The following is a 15,601-nucleotide window of genomic DNA, read 5'->3' on the forward strand; positions in this document are numbered from 1 at the left end:
GGGCAATCCTTGCCACAATTTCTTGCCATTTTCCACTTTTTTATTCTTTGATTACTGCGTCAAATCGTGCCGTACACCCATCCATATTTGCGCTAAAACGCAATCAAAGAAGGACAAAACAATCATTTATTTGCATTATTAGTGTTTTGTCCTTTATTTTGCACTTATTGAGCAAAGCTGCGGTTAGTATAACTACCCGGTGTTTGTAAAACAGAAGTTAGCCCGGATGCCAGGTTGCAGCACGTTTTCCGGGAGGACTATGAAGCTGCAACCTGGCGAATAAGATAACAAACCAAACGGAATAAGATGGCTATCAGCGTTCAGATCGTTGAAAAAGTAGAGCGGCGTATGACCTAATAAAGTACTGGATTGAAAACACCGCCTTTAAAAAATTCACCTTTTTACCTTATGCAACGCCTGAGGAAGCGGGTAGCATATTTTTATCCGGAAAGCCTGATGTTTTGGTGATCGATCTGTCTATTTCGAAGATGTTTAATTATGGGGCTGCCGGAAAACTCAGCAGAAATCCTACAAAAGTAATTGTATTAGCCGCTAAAGAGGGAATGGAAGCCGTACAGCAATTTATAGAAATAGGCATCAGTGCATTGGTAATGAAGCCTATTCAGCAGGACCCTTTTACAAGGGCTGTTAATAAAGTGGTTGAACAGATCAGCTGCGAAGAAGATAAGCCGGGGCCTGGCCAGTTCGTGAGCTTTAAATCGCATCAGTCGATGCTATACCTGAATGAGCTGGATATTGTGTTTATAGAATCCGAGCGAACCAGTTCTAAGTTGACCCTTAAAAATGGAGAATGTCAGACCGTAAATGAAGGCATCTCGGGCATAGAGCAACATCTTAAAGCAAGAGAGCTTGTTAGAGTGGATAAAAGTACTATTATCAATTTGTCGCGCATCACCTACCTGGGAGACGATATCAACGGAGGGGATGCCTGCTAAGGCTCAATAATGGCAGCGAGATCAGGAGATCTTTAAGTAAGGTAGCACTAAGCAGCCTGTATAAGATCTTTCCGCGGGACAATAGCTCGGTAAGTGTAAAAGGGAAGGATCACAATGGGCACGAAAGCAGGGCCTCCTGGTGATCTTGAGTGATTATTCAGCAGGCGTTTTCACCTTCAGCTTTAATATATCGCCATAAGCTACTGCAGCTTTATGAACCTGAACTGTCCAGTCCTCAGCAGCATCGTCATCTGCTCCATCTGAAATATACTTTAAACAGAGAAAGGGTATATTTTCTTTCATAGCTATCATGGCTAAAGCATAAGACTCCATATCCACCACATTGTAAGCTGTAGCCGCATGATCCATTTCGAAATTGTCGCCTGTTCCGCAAACAGCTTCAGGCAAACCATCCATTGCCAGTCCATACTCCAACACAACCGGCATATCCGATAACGGTGTTTTATATAACTCATATCCCAATCCTCTAACATCCATATCACGCTGTATAAATTTGGTACAGCATACACACACTGCCCTTAGGAAAATGGCTGCTTCCGGCAGATCCCAGGTTAACGATAAGATCCGGTTTTCGCCTACAAACCGATTTGGTCAATTCATAAGCTGCGTTCACTTTACCAATACCAGTAATAAGTACGGGATGCCCGGTAAATACCTCTGCCGCTTCAGAAGCCAATGCAAAACAAAATACCGCATTTTCGGCGGGGTAGGATAAGGTGGAATTTATCTTAATCATTATAATGCTGTTAGAGTACCTGCTGTTTTATGGCTGGCGAAACTAGTAAAAATTAAGATAAAGAGTAATTTTACCGGTTATTTAGCATTGATACTAAATCCGGGATAAAGAACTAATTGAATAGAAAGGTGCCTGGGGTGGTATTAAAACGACCCCAAAAAGGGTAATATAACATCTCTTCCGGATGATACAGTTTCTGCGAATATACTTTTCCGTGATCCACCAAAATCAGGCGGTATGTTTTTGAGCTTGTGACGCGCGTAAACCTACAAATGCAATTTTGTTAGATTCGGTGTCCTCAAAAATAATAAAAACCCCTTCTTCCGGGTATACATCTGTTTTCATGGAAAGGATATGGCCTCCACAAGCAGTAATCAGGCTGGCCACTTCATCTACATCACCAAAAGCGTAAATGTAAATCAGTGCAGGTTTCAACTCTTCGGTGGCTAAGTTCCGTTCTACCATGCTTCCACAATAACCACCATTAATGGTATCCGGAAAATAAACGATAGGAGTATCTCCGGCTTTCGATTCTACGGCTGATAGTTGTAATACCCGGGAATAGAAATTGCCGGCTCTATGCCTGTCATGCACAGGTATAGTGATAAAATTTGTAATTTCTAAATGCATATATGCTGGTTTGATAGAAGGTTAGGGCTAAACAATCTTTTCAAATACTTAACAAATCTCAGGCCAAAATGATGGTACTGATGCAGATAGCCCATTACGAGTCAGCTTATATTTCATTTCAGATATATATAGGTTACCTATTTTTTATACATTTCATCGGACTTGGCACACACAAGCGGTGATATAAACACAAGGATCCCCGATTGGAATACAATCCCCTTCTGGCTAAAAAATAACTTTGTATTTATAAAACAAAATACATGAATAAACAAAAAGTATGGCTGATCACCGGTGCATCAAGAGGAATGGGATTGGAAGTGGCCAAAGCAGTTCTGGCCAACGGCGATAAAGTAGTTGCCACATCCCGTAATTTGCAGGAACAGGTAAAAGCTATCGGCGATGTATCGGGAAATTTCCTTCCATTAAAAATGGATATTACAAACGACGCCGAAGTAAAAACATGTATTGCGAAAGCTATTGAGGTTTTTGGAACGATCGACGTAGTGATCAATAATGTGGGTTACTACCTGGTGGGCAGCATAGAAGAAATCAGCGACCAGGAATTCAGAAAGACGTTTGAAGTAAATGTTCTGGGTATGGTAAATGTAATTCGCAATACGATGCCTTATTTGCGTAAGCAGCGATCCGGGCATATTATTAATATCTCTTCAAATATGGGCTACATAGGATATGCCAACACAGGAAGTTACAATGCTTCCAAATTTGCAGTGATCGGGTTATCAGAAGCCTTGGCACAGGAAGTAAAACCTTTCGGAGTGAAAGTTACAGTGGTTGCCCCGGGTATGTTCCGTACCGGTTTTATAAGCGATGCGAACCTGGCTGTTGCAAGCAATACAATTGCCGACTATAACGTAGCAACGCATGTAAAGATGTTACATGGTTTTAACGGAAATCAACCCGGTGATCCTAAAAAGCTGGCAGGGGTTCTTCTTAATATCGTGCAGATGGAAGAACCTCCCGTACACCTGCCTCTGGGATCGGATGCGTATCAATCTATTATTGAGCAGCGAAAAAACGAAGCCCTCGAATTAGAACAATGGAAGCATCTTTCCCTATCTACCGATTTCTGATTTAATCGTAAATTTACTTTTATGAAGAAAGCAGTTGCAGCACCCTATTTCATCAAATCCATTTCGGAACTGCACCGACTTTTTGCACTTCCCCAACCTGATCACCCGCTGGTAAGTGTTATTAATTTTGAACTGTTGAGCTACCGGCATAGTGAGGTGTGGAAACATTTTGCCAATGACTTTTATTGTATCACTGTCAAAAAAGGGTCAAAGGGCGCTTTTAAGTATGGACAACGGGACTATGATTTTAACGAAGGGATGATGACCTTTACTAAACCGGGCCAGGTATTTTCTGTAAACACCACGGGAGATAACCCGGTGAAGGGCTATATGCTGGTATTTAAGCCCGACTTAATTCGCCCGTATTCATTGGGAAAGCAGATCAGTAGTTATGGCTTTTTTCTTACGCTGTGGCAGAGGCTTTACATCTTTCTGATAAAGAAGAAACCATCATTTCATCATTATTGCTCCAAATGCAGGAGGAGCTGAAGAATAATATTGACCACTACAGCCAGGATGTGATCGTATCGCATCTTGAGCTGTTGCTTAGTTATTCCAACCGTTTTTATAATCGCCAGTTTCTAACAAGAAAAGCGGTGAACAATGATTTAGTTGCCCGGCTGGAACAAATGATTGATGGGTATTTCGATTCCGGAACTTCTTTAAACAAAGGTTTGCCAGGCGTTGAATTAATTGCCGGCCAACTCAATATATCGCCCGGATATTTAAGCGATTTGTTGCGTAATATTACCGGTCAAAATACCCAACAGTATATTCAATACCGTTTGATTGAGAAATCCAAGGAATTACTGAGCACTTCTACCATGACGGTGAGTGAGATTGCTTACCAGCTTGGTTTTGGGTACTCCCAATCCTTCAGCAAGTTATTTAAGAAGGTTACCAGCCAAACGCCGCTGGCATACCGGAAGCTATTTAATTAAGAAGTTGGACGCTTCTGCTAAATTTTCTTATTTTTGTATCAATCATTACAATAATAAAATGAAAGGCAGGCCTAATATTTATCAGGACGAAGAACTGATTTTAAAAGCACAGGAGCTATTCTGGAAGAAAGGCTATAATGCAACCTCGTTATCAGATCTGAGCAATGTTACCGGAGCGGTGCAGGAAGTATCTACAATGCCTTCAAGGGAGGAAAAAAGAACTTTTCGGCAAAGCACTGCAACAGAGGAGAGACGCGTTAAGGGCATTTAGAAAAGTTGTAGAAAGCAGTACAAAACCTGTTGCGCTTATAAAAAAGTTTTTTTGGAAATCGCTGATGCTGATCCTGTAGCCCATCAGAAGGGTTGTATAGTGGCTAATACCATTGTTGAAATGAGCTTTGTTGATGAGGATCTGAAACAGGTAGCAGTGGAGATATTAAAAGAAACGGAAACCTTTTACAGGGAGATCATCGCAAAAGAGCAGGAACGGGGTAATATATGTTCAAAGTTACCTGCGGCAACCCTGGCCCGACACCTGATCACTTTTTGGTGCGGCATCAACTCCCTACTAAGAATGTATCCTGATAAAAATACATTAAGAACGCAAATAAAACTGAATCTGGAGCTGCTGGACTAAAATTTTTTAACTATTTTTTTAATAATCATTACAAAAATAAAATGGATTTACGACTCAAAGGACAAAGAGCTTTCATCAGCGGTTCTACACAAGGCATAGGGCTTTCAATTGCAAGAAAACTGCTACAGGAGGGAGCCTCAGTAATTATTAATGGCAGAAATCCTGTAAAGACTAATGAGGTTAAGGAAATACTTCAAAGCCAGTTTCCCGGCGCGTCGGTATCTGCACTCGCCGCCGATTTTTCAGACCCATGGCAAGTTGAACAGCTCTTGTCAGCATTAAAGGATATTGATATTCTTATTAATAATGTGGGCATTTTTGGAATCAGCGATTTCTACGAAACAGCGGATGAAGAATGGTACAGGTATTTTGAAATAAACCTGATGAGTGGTATGCGATTATCAAGACAGCTGCTCCCCGGCATGATTGCCAGGAAAAAGGACGAATTATCTTTATCAGCAGTGAGTCGGGAGTGAATGTACCGGAACACATGATTCATTATGGTATGACTAAAGCTGCCATGAGCGCACTCAGTAATGGCTTATCTAAATTGACAAAAGGTACATCTGTAACGGTTAATACTATATTAGGTGGACCCACTTATTCTGACGGGGTAGCCGGCACGGTACAACATATTGCAGGATTACAGAACCAGGATATAGAAGATGTGAAAGAGGTCATCATTCGACAATCTAACCCTCATATCCTTTTACAGAGATTTATCGATCCTGATGAGATAGCTAATCTTGCTGTTTACCTTTCCAGCCCGCTTTCGGTGGCAACAAACGGAGCTTCTTTAAGAGCGGACTCTGGGGTGCTAAAAGTAATTTAAACCTTATACACAGTATCAGAGGTTAGGAATAGATACACTGGTTAGAATGTTAAACGGCTGTAACAACCTGGACAATTCAACACGTTATTAATTGTAACGGCTATTCTACACTGTGGCCTTTATTCCCCAAATAGGAAGGTTGAGAGGTCTTTGTTTTCTGTTTTTTAGAAATAATGATATGGCATTTCTAATACGGTTACTACGGTATGGAATTTGGGATGGTTCTAACTTTATTTTCTAAACCATCAATTTATTTTTATGAAAATTTTATTTCTAGCCATGGCCCTGGCAGTTTTTGCCAGCTGTAACAACAGTGCTGATAAGGATGCTGAAGTGTCGGACACAACACTGGTGACTCCTAACAGTGATATGAGTACCGCACCTTTACCGGACACCACTCAAAGTAGCATAGGTGATACCAGTACCTTCGAAGGTGCCGCTAATGATTCCATTGGTAAATAAGTTATAGGCTATTGTATTAAGATTTGTTTCCCCGCTGGCGTTTCAAGCAGCGGGGAAACAAATTTCTATTGTGGGATTAAATGTTTTCCGGCAAGGCATTCTATTGCGTAGTTTCCGCCATTTCATCCTTACTTAAACGCCAGCTATTATCGAAAAAGCCAGCAAGCTTCACACCTGCAGCGCCAGTCTTAAGCATCTCATCCGTAAAGATCATAAAGTCGGGAAAGCCGCTGCCTCCTGCAAAATACTGGTTGGCATAAGCTGCCTTCATTCCCTTTTCTCCTGTAGCCGATACTACACCAACTAATAATGCTGGGTTTAGCTGTGGCCATACAAAGTAGCTGGCAAGGTTATCGCCGTTCCAAACTTTATCTCCAACGGTCAACGTATTTCTTTTTACCTGTATCGGGCTTTTGGATAGCAACAATTTCCAGGCGCTGTTATTATCTGCATTGCCAAACAATATAATATTTCGCCCCGTGTATTTAGATGTGTTATAGTCTACATCTCTTATGATATCTATTGCACCGTTACCCCGGTAATACCAGCTTTCAGCATCATAAATGGCTTTATTACGATTGGCTTCATTTTCTGTATCACTACCTTTAGTGCCTATTACAAATACCACGCGGTGATTAAATGCCTCCTTAAAAGTTCCATATCGCTGTGGATTTTTATAGTCTGCGGGAGGCGGAGTAGACAGGGACCAGCCTGAACCAGTGTTCTGAAGAAACAGGCTATCATTAGTTGATATTACCCGATGAGATAATGGCGGCGTATTATCTAACCGGATACTTATAGTAGTACCTGTACTAAAGTCTTTTAAAGAGAGTTTAAGTAAAGCTACATTTTCCGTGGAGCCTGAAATACTTGCTGCTGCTATATTCCGGCGTAACTGTATCCTGCTGTATTGAAGCGGGTGCAGCTGCTGGTTTACCGTTGCCCAGCGATGGGTAGCCGATATACCCGGATTGCTGGTGATAAAATCGATCTCGTGTGTTGAGGAATCAGGTAGTCGTTGGTGCCATTTAAAATAATCGAACATAGGTGGCCAATCCACGCTTTGGTCGCCAAACCAATGTTCACCTCCGGGGTATTCATAATAACTAAAATCTTTATGAAAACCGGCCAATACCTGCCTCATCTGCCGGGCATAGGTTACAGGAACCACCCGATCGCTGTCGCCATGTAAAATATAAACACCCAGCGGCTGGTAATTGGTTGCCAGTTTGGGAACATCGCTTTGGTTGCCGGATCGTAATAATAGCCGCTCCACGCTATCACGCGCGCTATCAGGTATACGGCCGTCTGCTGATCCGTAATCTTTCAAAGAAGCATATCCCGCAGCAGGGCCGATGGCCGCCCATTGGTCGGGATAGGTAGCACCCAGGAACCAGGTACCGTGGCCGCCCATTGAATGACCTGTAAGATAGATCTTCGAAGGATCGGGTTTAAATTGCTCTTTTGCGAGCTTCAATACTTCGAGCGCATCCAGTCGCCCCCAGTCTTCCCAGTTAAACCCGCGGGGGCGGCGGTTAGTAGCTGCCACCAGGTTGCCCCAGTCTTTCGATTTGTAAGCACGTGCCTGCCCAATGGCTTCCACACCTGCACCGTGCACGGATAGAAAGAGCGCCTGTTGTTCTTTATGGCCATTGAGCTGTGGGGCAACGGCATAATACTGCAGGCTCCCGTCTATATTACTCAGGAAAGTGTTGCTATAATGTTCCGTTGGTAAAACAGCTTCGAGGGTAATCTTTGCTGTGCTCGCCGGTTTTGAATTATTTTTCAATACCAGCTGGCAATCGTATTTACCTTTCCGGCTAATAGCTGATGCATCTGCTTCGAAAAAGACCTTTCTTGTGGTTAAGGCAGGAATGGCCGGGATAGCAGTTGTAATGGTTTTGCTCTCTATTGTTGTAGAAATGGAAAGCGCCGTGGCGGGACTATTGGCAACATTGCTCACTACCAAGGCTACTTTAAGACGACTGTTGTTTTTGTTAAGCACTATATGCGGTGCTGTAACATCATCGGTATGGATATGCAGCGTCTCTTGAACGGGTATAAGCTCGGGTAACACATTTGCTCCGCGCACATAAATCTCGTTCAAACCTTTCTTTAATAATACCGGGATGTGCATATAGCCTGCGCTATACGGGTCACCCATATGAGGAGCTCCGTTTACATAAATGCCTGCGCTGCCCTGCACCCGCAATAAGGCAGCCTGTTCTTTGGGAGCGTTATAGGTTACATACAGGTAATCAGCACCTCGATCTACAGCGCCCGGATTCAGAAAGGGATTATTGGAGCGTTGAAAATTGCGTCGGCCAAAAACGCGGAACCGGCCGCCTTCTTCGGCATTCACTTCTCTCCAGTAAATGGAGTCGCCTCCTGCTGTAAAGTTAAATAGTTCGCGGCTCTGGGGCTTAGAGCGCCGTTTAATAACCGGTAGCTAAGCTGATCGGTATAAATGGCTTCACGTCCGTAGCGACTGCCCGATTGTACAGCAAGTGCTTTTTTGAAGCGGATAGTGTCCTGAGCCATTAAGGATTGCGTTGCCAGCAGAAGGGTCAGAAGAGCGGTTGATTTCATTAAACAGGGGGTTGAGTGAACGATTGTATAAAGTTAAGTGAATACCCAAACCTGCGGGAAATAAAGGACAAACTTTAAAAAGTACTACAGCATGCAATGATCGGCGGATACTGGCGACATAAAAAATATCCCGGGGTACACCCCGGGATATCGCCTGTAAAGAAGTAAATCTATTATTTAAGTTCAACTTCAGCAAGAACGGGAAAATGATCAGAAGGGAATTTACCGAAATAGGTATCGGTTAATATGCCCCATCTGCTGGCATCAAATTGTTGGGTCGCGAATATATGATCAATAACTGCGTTGCCGCGGGGAACTCTGAAACCATTGGCCGATGAATTATTGGCATAGGGGAACTTCACTTTTGTATACACATCGGTTAGTACACCCGAGGTGGCCAGATGCTGGTACCATTCGCTTTCCCGATTGCCATTGAAATCGCCGGTTAACAGTACCGGGTTAGTACCCGCTATTTCGCTGATTTTTTTAAGGATCAGCTTGCTGCTTTCACGTCGGGCAACAACAGCCTGGTGATCGTAATGTACATTGAAGGTATAGAACTTTTTACGCGTCTTCTGGTCTTCCAGGTATACCCAGGAGCAGATGCGGTTACAGCAGGTAACATCCCAGCCCTTGCCAGGTTGGTCAGGTGTTTCAGATAGCCAGAAATCGCCACTCTTCAACAGCTTAAAACGGTCTTTCTTATAAAAGATAGCAGAGTGTTCACCTCCATCCTTACCATCGTCCCGACCTTTTCCATAACGGGCATATTCGGGTAACGCGGTGCTCATGTCTTCCAGTTGATTGATCAACCCTTCCTGTACACCCAATATGTCAAAGCCGTGAAAGCGTATGAGGTTGGAAACAACAGGGGCTCGGTCCTTCCAAAGGTTGCCCGAATCGCGCGGATTATCATAACGGATATTAAAAGTGCCTACCGTTATCTTCTGTGCATTAAGGCTGCAGGTGGTTGCCAGCATAAAAGCTGCAACGGTCCATGTTTTTAAATTCATATACTGTTTTTGAGGGTATCTTATTCCCAGCCCGGGTTTTGTTTTAAATTAGGATTACGTTGCAGATCGTTCAACGGAATGGGGTAGTAGTAGTTACGCTCGTTCCATTTCCTGGGTATTTCGTTCATCCAGGTTAGTTCGCCGGATGTGCCGTTTTTCAATAACTGGGAATTGACAGCCGCACCAATCCTGGCGGATACATCCACATAAGTTACACCGCTTACACCTGGGCTGGGGCGGGTGCCCTGGAAAAAGCCACATCCAATATGCCGTCTTCGTTTAAGTCCATAGGTGTATTTAAAGCGGGTACATAAAAGCCGTTCCATTCCTGCTGCATCAATTCACCTCTTTTCCATCTTAACAGATCAGCAAAGCGAAGTCCTTCCAGGCTTAGCTCGATTCCTCTTTCCCGTCTTACTTCCAGTATAGAAGGATCAGTAATACCGGGGAAGTAGTTCGCCACGAGGTAAGGATCAGCCACAGTGGGCTTGGTAGTTAAACCACCTGTAATACCAGCTCTTGATCTTAAAGCGCCTACGGTTAGCGCCCAATCCGCATCGGTTAATGTGCCCAGTTCAGCTTTTGCTTCTGCATAGTTCAATAATACTTCTGCATAGCGAAACAAAGCAATGGCATTGGTGTTTAAAGCACCGCATCAAATGCCATATCATCCAATGTCCATTTTATGGGCTGGTAACCGGTAAAGGTATAGGAGAACACGGGTGGTGCTGGAACCTGTTGCCCGTTGCTGATCCTTTTATAATCGCCCAGGCGAATGGTTTGTTTTAAACGCAGGTCTCTGTTCTTTACCTCATCCTTAAATAAAATCGTACGATAGTTCGGATCGTTGGTAAAAGGTGTACCATCCAGTTTCAGATAAGTATTGATAAAGGTGCGTATAAAACTGGCCTTGGCTCCATAGGTACCGCTGGTCCACCACCAGTTGGCCTCGTTAAGCACGCCAAGGTTTACGTCGGCCACCGCTGCCTGTAATACTTCACTTGCCACCGGTGTATTGCTGGTAAATACCTGCCTGTAAGATACACCGGCACCACCTGCCGTGTTTAACGAAAAGCCTCCGTTTTTAATAACCTGGTCGGCAGCAGATGCTGCTTCGGTCAGCCATTTGGCAGCTGAGCCTGTAAGATTTAAACCGGTATGGTATTTTCTGAAAGTACCTTCAAATAAACATACCCTCGATTTGAATGCGTGAGCTACCCATTTGGTAATGGTAGTGCGGCTCGCATCATTGGTGGTTATAATATTATTGCAGGCAAAATCAAGATCGGCCAATACCGAATCCATTACCAGTTCCCGCTTGTCTCTTCCCGCTGTTAATGCAGGATCATCAATGTTCATGGCTTTACCGATCCAGGGTACATCGCCAAAACGCTTTACCTTATCCCAGTAAAAATAAGCCCTGAAATAACGGGCAATACCCAGGTAGTTATTACGGGTAGCTTCAGGTACCGCCGGATCGTTGCAGTTTTCAATAAAGTAATTGATATTCCTTAGGTCCGTCCAGGTCCACCCCGAACTGTTATTAGCCGCAAAGCCACCTTCGCGAATAAAATTCTGAACATCTCTTACCGCCAGGTAGTCTGACATGGCATCCTGGCTGGTAGAGTTTTTAGGAAGAAAACCCATCCCATAAAATGAGTTGGTATACAATTTCAGCCCATTCTCTGTACCAAATACAGCTCCCTGGTTGCGGTAGACTGTGGTACCTGGTCCAGCTTATCGCAGGCAGCAAAACCCAGGCTACCCAGCAAAATTCCTATATATATTTTTTTCATTTGTTGTTTTTTATGCGTTAAAACCCAACGTTTAGTCCAAAAGAGAAGCTTTTCAGCATCGGGTAATTATAACCATCACCGTTAGTGCTGTTAGCATTTAGATCCTGGTCAGACGGAACGGCATTTTCTACGTCGATTGTATTCTTAACAATTTTGTACATAGGAGAGTGGGTGAATAAATTTTCTCCTGAGAAAAACACTTTTACCGAGCGGGCCCCAATCCGGTTGATCCAGCTGGAAGGCAGGTTGTAACCGATCTGGATGTTCTTCATCCTTACATAAGCTACGTTTTGCAGGTAACGGGTTTGTGCTACACCGAGGGTACGATTGGTATTGCTTGATGCTGCTCTCGACATGGTTCTCGGGAAATAAGCATCTGTGTTCTCGGGGGTCCACATATTACCCAGATGGAAAGTGGGAATATTATTATAAGGCCTGTTGTACTGTCCCCAGAACATTTCAGTTTCGGTGCTGGGGTACCACTGTTGTTTACCCACTCCCTGGAAGAAAACAGAGAAGAAAATATTGTTCCAGTCTGCGCCCAGGTTTACACCATACATATACCGTGGAGCTGAGTTGCCTATTATTCTGCGGTCGCCGGAGTTACCTACTTTATTTTCACCTACGTTAATAAAGCCATCACCATTCAGGTCTCTTAATTTAATATCGCCGGGGAACCAAAGTCCAGAAGGAGAAGCCCTCATTTGTGGATTTTGCTTGGCATGCGAAGCAATATCTGCTTCGTCAATAAAGAAGCCCTCTGTTTCATAACCCCATATTTCGCCCAGTGTTTGCCCTTCATAATAATCGCTTAACAACTTATCCGGGTTATTGTATTTATCAATTTTCGTTTTATTGTCAGACAGCATCAGTCTTACATTGTAACGGAAAGGTTTCTCTGAGCTGCCAAACTGATCATTCCAGGTAAGTGAAGCTTCCCAACCCCTTGTTGTCAGGTCTGCAAAGTTTCCTTTGGGTACATCGGCGCCGAATACAGCAGGAGGTGTTAAGCCGAATGTAAACATGTCGGTAGTTTTACGTACATATGCATCACCCATAAAAGTCAGTCTGCCTGATAAAGTAGTCAGGTCCAGACCAATATTCGTAGTGGTGGATGTTTCCCAGGTGAGCCCCTCTGGTACCACGGCCGGGTTGCGGGTGGTTTGAGGCCTGGTGCCATTTAAGATCACGCCCGACTGGCTAATATTAAATACTTCCTGGAAGGCGTAAGAAGCAATATTACCATTACCCAGCGCACCGTAAGAAGCTCGTATTTTAAGGTCGGAAATAGCTTTTTGCGAAACATTCCAGAAAGATTCTTTATTAATTCTCCAACCTGCAGATACGGATGGGAAGAAGCCATAACGCTGGTTAGCCGGGAACTTGGAAGAGCCATCATAGCGTGCGTTTACCTCAACGAGGTAACGGTCTTTGAAGGAGTAATTCAACCTGGAAAAGCCTCCTAATATAGCCCATTGCTCGTAACCACCACCGGTAGTAATAGCCTGGCCCAATGCCAGGTTCAGATCATTGGCATCTTCGAAAATGATACCATTACGCTGAACAGCCGTGCGGTTATAGGTAGATTGTTCATAGTTATAACCCACCATTGCTTTGAGGTAATGATTGTCGCCAAAGCGATTCTCATACTCTGCATAAATATTCGTGGCCCAATACCTGGTTTCGCGCAGGTCGGACAACAGGTCATTAGTGGTTGTACCAATATAAGAGGTAATACCTACAGAATTGCTGTAAGGCACTTGCACGCGTTTTTGCTCGCGGTTATTATCTGTATTGCGAAAGGTGAAATCTGCATTGACCCTGAACTTATTGTCAAAGAAATGGCTTCTCAAACCGGTGATATTGCGAAATACTTCCCTGCGGGTATCGATACCGTTTTTACCATAAATAAAATCACCAACGGTGTAAGCAGCAGCAAAAGTGAGGCTGCCGTCTGGGTTAAACATGGGCATCGTAGGTTTACCCTCGTCAGCAATATTTCTCCATATGCCACCTCCTTCACCTACGTTAATAGGGTTGTGGTAATTCATAATGGAGTAGTCTGTATTGTTCTCAATACTTAACCAGGGAAATACCTGTATGGTACCTCTGGCACGGATGTTTTTCATGTCGTAATCATCGCTGTTGTAACGAAACAAACCATCCTGCTTTAAAAAACGACCCGATACCAGGAACGTAGCTTTATCGCTTCCGCCGCTCACCGAAATATTATTATCAAAGGCTGCTGTATTATTTTTATACAATTCAGCATAGTAGTCGGTACTGCCATAATAAGTATACTCTCCCGTAGTTGGATTTACCTCTATAGTATTGTAAGGTTGTCCTGATTCAACTCTTCTTTTAAACTCATCCAGGTAAGCCTGAGAGAACTTCTGCGTTTTATTGGCGTTTTGCGGGAAAGCGCCGTCGCCATTTACAAAAGCCTCTGCAAACATTTTCGCCCAGGTATAACCGTCCGTTACAAAATCAGGACGGGTTACCGGCGATTTTAATGCATAGTTGGTGCTGTACGAAACGTTGGTTCTGCCTTTAACTCCCTTTTTGGTGGTGATCAGTACAACGCCAAACACACCCCTCGCTCCGTAAATAGCTGCAGACGCCGCATCTTTCAATATCGAAACAGTTTCGATATCATTAGGATTAATGAGGCTGGGATCCCCTTCAAACCCATCGATCAACACCAATGCGCTACCTCCCTGGCCAATAGAAGTAGTACCTCTTATATTGTAGCTGGGTGACTGGGTAGGCTTACCATCCATCATCTTCAGGTTGAGGTTGGGCAACATACCCTGCAAGCCTTGTGTAAGGTTGGTTACGGGTCTGTTCTCCAAACTTTTTGAGGTAATCTGGTCTACCGCACCTGTAGCATTTTCTCTTTTCTGTGTACCGTATCCCACTACAATTACTTCTTCCAGGGCCGCATTAGATGTAGAAGATAGCTCCATTGTAATAGGAGTGTTGCTACCGGCTTTTACTTCGTAATTATTAATAACCGGTGCCTGGTAACCAATATAGGTTGCTTTAAACCGGTAAATAGTGCCCGCAATCAATTGTGTGAAGGTAAATGCACCCTTCTCATTAGTAATGGTACTGTTTTGTAAAGTACTGTCCGATACATTAATCGCCGTAACAGTTACACTAGGCATTACGGCGCCGGTTTGATCACGTACCGTACCGGTAACTGTTGTGTTTGTTTGTGCCCAGCCCGTAAGCGAAATGCCGAGCAGGAGCAATAGGAGGGCACCCAGATAGCGGTGCCGCTTCAGTCCAATTTTCATTGTTTGATTGTTTAGTTAATTATATTTTACCTGGATACTTGTATGTGATTATTGGTAAATTCTTTTGAATGAAGGTTTTGTTTTTAGGGAATATTAAGTTCTCATGTTTATAAAAGGGCCTGAACGCATAACATTTGTTAAGGTTCTGGTTGCATACGCAAAGGCCGTGAATTGAAGTGCAAACGTATTAACATAAATGTTACAGCAGCCGATTTGTACTTTAAGAAATTATAAACAATTTGTTACCTGCCCTCTTTATTTATTGAATGCTCATTTAACTTACAAATAGTTTAAAAATAATTTCCCGAAGGGAGAGGCACTTGGAACGGATTTATAAAAGCATACCTGGAGACCACTATAAGCGGCTCCCTTTTTCTATAATTGTACTAAGAGGTGAAAAGCATAATACCCGTTTTTAATTACTTCAAAAATGTATTACTGTGTTGATCAGGATGATGATGGATATAAAATACCGGGCGCAGTGGGAGCCCTTATGATCAGGTTACAGATGTATAAAAAACAAACACACGTTAGTTGACTAAAGAATGTAGTAGGATACGCTGGTAGTATATTAAAGATAAATGAGCGATGCCAGCCA

18 protein-coding genes and 1 pseudogene are annotated in these 15,601 nt (G+C 43.4%); 8 read left to right on the forward strand and 11 right to left on the reverse strand.

Features of this window, described 5'->3' with window-relative positions:
* Positions 1-368 precede the first annotated feature (368 nt).
* Entirely contained in the window at positions 369-956 is a 588-nt protein-coding gene (locus MKP07_RS27915) for a LytR/AlgR family response regulator transcription factor (protein WP_317236119.1), read from the forward strand.
* Between the two features lie 153 nt (positions 957-1,109).
* On the opposite strand, the gene MKP07_RS27920 is transcribed toward MKP07_RS27915, so the two are convergent.
* From MKP07_RS27920 to MKP07_RS27930, 3 genes are all read right to left on the reverse strand, one after another.
* Positions 1,110-1,454 carry a phosphorylase family protein gene (locus tag MKP07_RS27920; protein WP_240850509.1) on the reverse strand — a complete coding sequence of 115 codons (345 nt, stop codon included), beginning with the start codon at positions 1,452-1,454 and terminating at the stop codon, positions 1,110-1,112.
* A gap of 1 nt (position 1,455) precedes the next feature.
* The gene (locus tag MKP07_RS27925) at positions 1,456-1,713 is read right to left on the reverse strand and encodes a nucleoside phosphorylase-I family protein (RefSeq protein ID WP_240850510.1); all 258 of its coding nucleotides are present in this window, start codon (positions 1,711-1,713) and stop codon (positions 1,456-1,458) included.
* A 228-nt stretch (positions 1,714-1,941) separates the two neighbouring features.
* Positions 1,942-2,343 (reverse strand): VOC family protein, encoded by a 402-nt coding sequence (locus tag MKP07_RS27930; RefSeq protein ID WP_240850511.1) that lies wholly within the window; start codon positions 2,341-2,343, stop codon positions 1,942-1,944.
* Positions 2,344-2,603: 260 nt separating this feature from the next.
* Between MKP07_RS27930 and MKP07_RS27935 the strand changes: the two genes are divergently transcribed.
* The 7 genes and pseudogenes from MKP07_RS27935 (at position 2,604) to MKP07_RS27965 (ending at position 6,306) form a co-directional block, all read left to right on the forward strand.
* Positions 2,604-3,434 (forward strand): SDR family NAD(P)-dependent oxidoreductase, encoded by an 831-nt coding sequence (locus MKP07_RS27935; protein WP_240850512.1) that lies wholly within the window; start codon positions 2,604-2,606, stop codon positions 3,432-3,434.
* Between the two features lie 21 nt (positions 3,435-3,455).
* Positions 3,456-3,923 carry an AraC family ligand binding domain-containing protein gene (locus tag MKP07_RS27940; protein WP_240850513.1) on the forward strand — a complete coding sequence of 156 codons (468 nt, stop codon included), beginning with the start codon at positions 3,456-3,458 and terminating at the stop codon, positions 3,921-3,923.
* Positions 3,845-4,375 carry a helix-turn-helix domain-containing protein gene (locus tag MKP07_RS41470; protein ID WP_240850514.1) on the forward strand — a complete coding sequence of 177 codons (531 nt, stop codon included), beginning with the start codon at positions 3,845-3,847 and terminating at the stop codon, positions 4,373-4,375. Before MKP07_RS27940 ends, MKP07_RS41470 begins: the two co-directional genes overlap by 79 nt.
* A 58-nt stretch (positions 4,376-4,433) precedes the next feature.
* Positions 4,434-4,646: a hypothetical protein gene (locus MKP07_RS27950; protein WP_240850515.1), complete on the forward strand. Its 213-nt coding sequence runs from the start codon at positions 4,434-4,436 to the stop codon at positions 4,644-4,646.
* A 51-nt stretch (positions 4,647-4,697) separates the two neighbouring features.
* Entirely contained in the window at positions 4,698-5,012 is a 315-nt protein-coding gene (locus MKP07_RS27955) for a TetR family transcriptional regulator C-terminal domain-containing protein (RefSeq protein ID WP_240850516.1), read from the forward strand.
* A 41-nt stretch (positions 5,013-5,053) separates the two neighbouring features.
* Positions 5,054-5,844: pseudogene (locus MKP07_RS27960) on the forward strand (SDR family NAD(P)-dependent oxidoreductase).
* Positions 5,845-6,102: 258 nt separating this feature from the next.
* Positions 6,103-6,306, forward strand: a complete 204-nt coding sequence (locus tag MKP07_RS27965; protein WP_240850517.1) for a hypothetical protein — start codon at positions 6,103-6,105, stop codon at positions 6,304-6,306.
* Positions 6,307-6,406: 100 nt separating this feature from the next.
* On the opposite strand, the gene MKP07_RS27970 is transcribed toward MKP07_RS27965, so the two are convergent.
* The 8 genes from MKP07_RS27970 to MKP07_RS28000 form a co-directional block, all read right to left on the reverse strand.
* Positions 6,407-8,668: a carboxylesterase family protein gene (locus MKP07_RS27970; RefSeq protein WP_240850518.1), complete on the reverse strand. Its 2,262-nt coding sequence runs from the start codon at positions 8,666-8,668 to the stop codon at positions 6,407-6,409.
* The gene (locus tag MKP07_RS27975) at positions 8,665-8,847 is read right to left on the reverse strand and encodes a hypothetical protein (RefSeq protein WP_240850519.1); all 183 of its coding nucleotides are present in this window, start codon (positions 8,845-8,847) and stop codon (positions 8,665-8,667) included. Before MKP07_RS27975 ends, MKP07_RS27970 begins: the two co-directional genes overlap by 4 nt.
* A 221-nt stretch (positions 8,848-9,068) precedes the next feature.
* Positions 9,069-9,908: an endonuclease/exonuclease/phosphatase family protein gene (locus tag MKP07_RS27980; RefSeq protein WP_240850520.1), complete on the reverse strand. Its 840-nt coding sequence runs from the start codon at positions 9,906-9,908 to the stop codon at positions 9,069-9,071.
* Positions 9,909-9,928: 20 nt separating this feature from the next.
* The gene (locus tag MKP07_RS41475; RefSeq protein ID WP_240850521.1) at positions 9,929-10,114 is read right to left on the reverse strand and encodes a RagB/SusD family nutrient uptake outer membrane protein; all 186 of its coding nucleotides are present in this window, start codon (positions 10,112-10,114) and stop codon (positions 9,929-9,931) included.
* A gap of 14 nt (positions 10,115-10,128) precedes the next feature.
* A complete protein-coding gene (locus tag MKP07_RS27990; protein WP_240850522.1) occupies positions 10,129-10,533 on the reverse strand; it encodes a RagB/SusD family nutrient uptake outer membrane protein in 405 nt (134 codons plus the stop codon).
* A 17-nt stretch (positions 10,534-10,550) separates the two neighbouring features.
* On the reverse strand, positions 10,551-11,555 hold the full coding sequence (locus MKP07_RS27995; protein WP_240850523.1) for a SusD/RagB family nutrient-binding outer membrane lipoprotein: 1,005 nt from the start codon (positions 11,553-11,555) through the stop codon (positions 10,551-10,553).
* A 26-nt stretch (positions 11,556-11,581) separates the two neighbouring features.
* Entirely contained in the window at positions 11,582-11,704 is a 123-nt protein-coding gene (locus MKP07_RS39840) for a hypothetical protein (RefSeq protein ID WP_262919522.1), read from the reverse strand.
* Between the two features lie 17 nt (positions 11,705-11,721).
* The gene (locus tag MKP07_RS28000) at positions 11,722-15,003 is read right to left on the reverse strand and encodes a SusC/RagA family TonB-linked outer membrane protein (RefSeq protein ID WP_240850524.1); all 3,282 of its coding nucleotides are present in this window, start codon (positions 15,001-15,003) and stop codon (positions 11,722-11,724) included.
* Positions 15,004-15,601: the final 598 nt, after the last annotated feature.

The sequence above is a fragment of the Paraniabella hibiscisoli genome, from assembly GCF_022512515.1.
Lineage (GTDB): Bacteria > Bacteroidota > Bacteroidia > Chitinophagales > Chitinophagaceae > Niabella > Niabella hibiscisoli.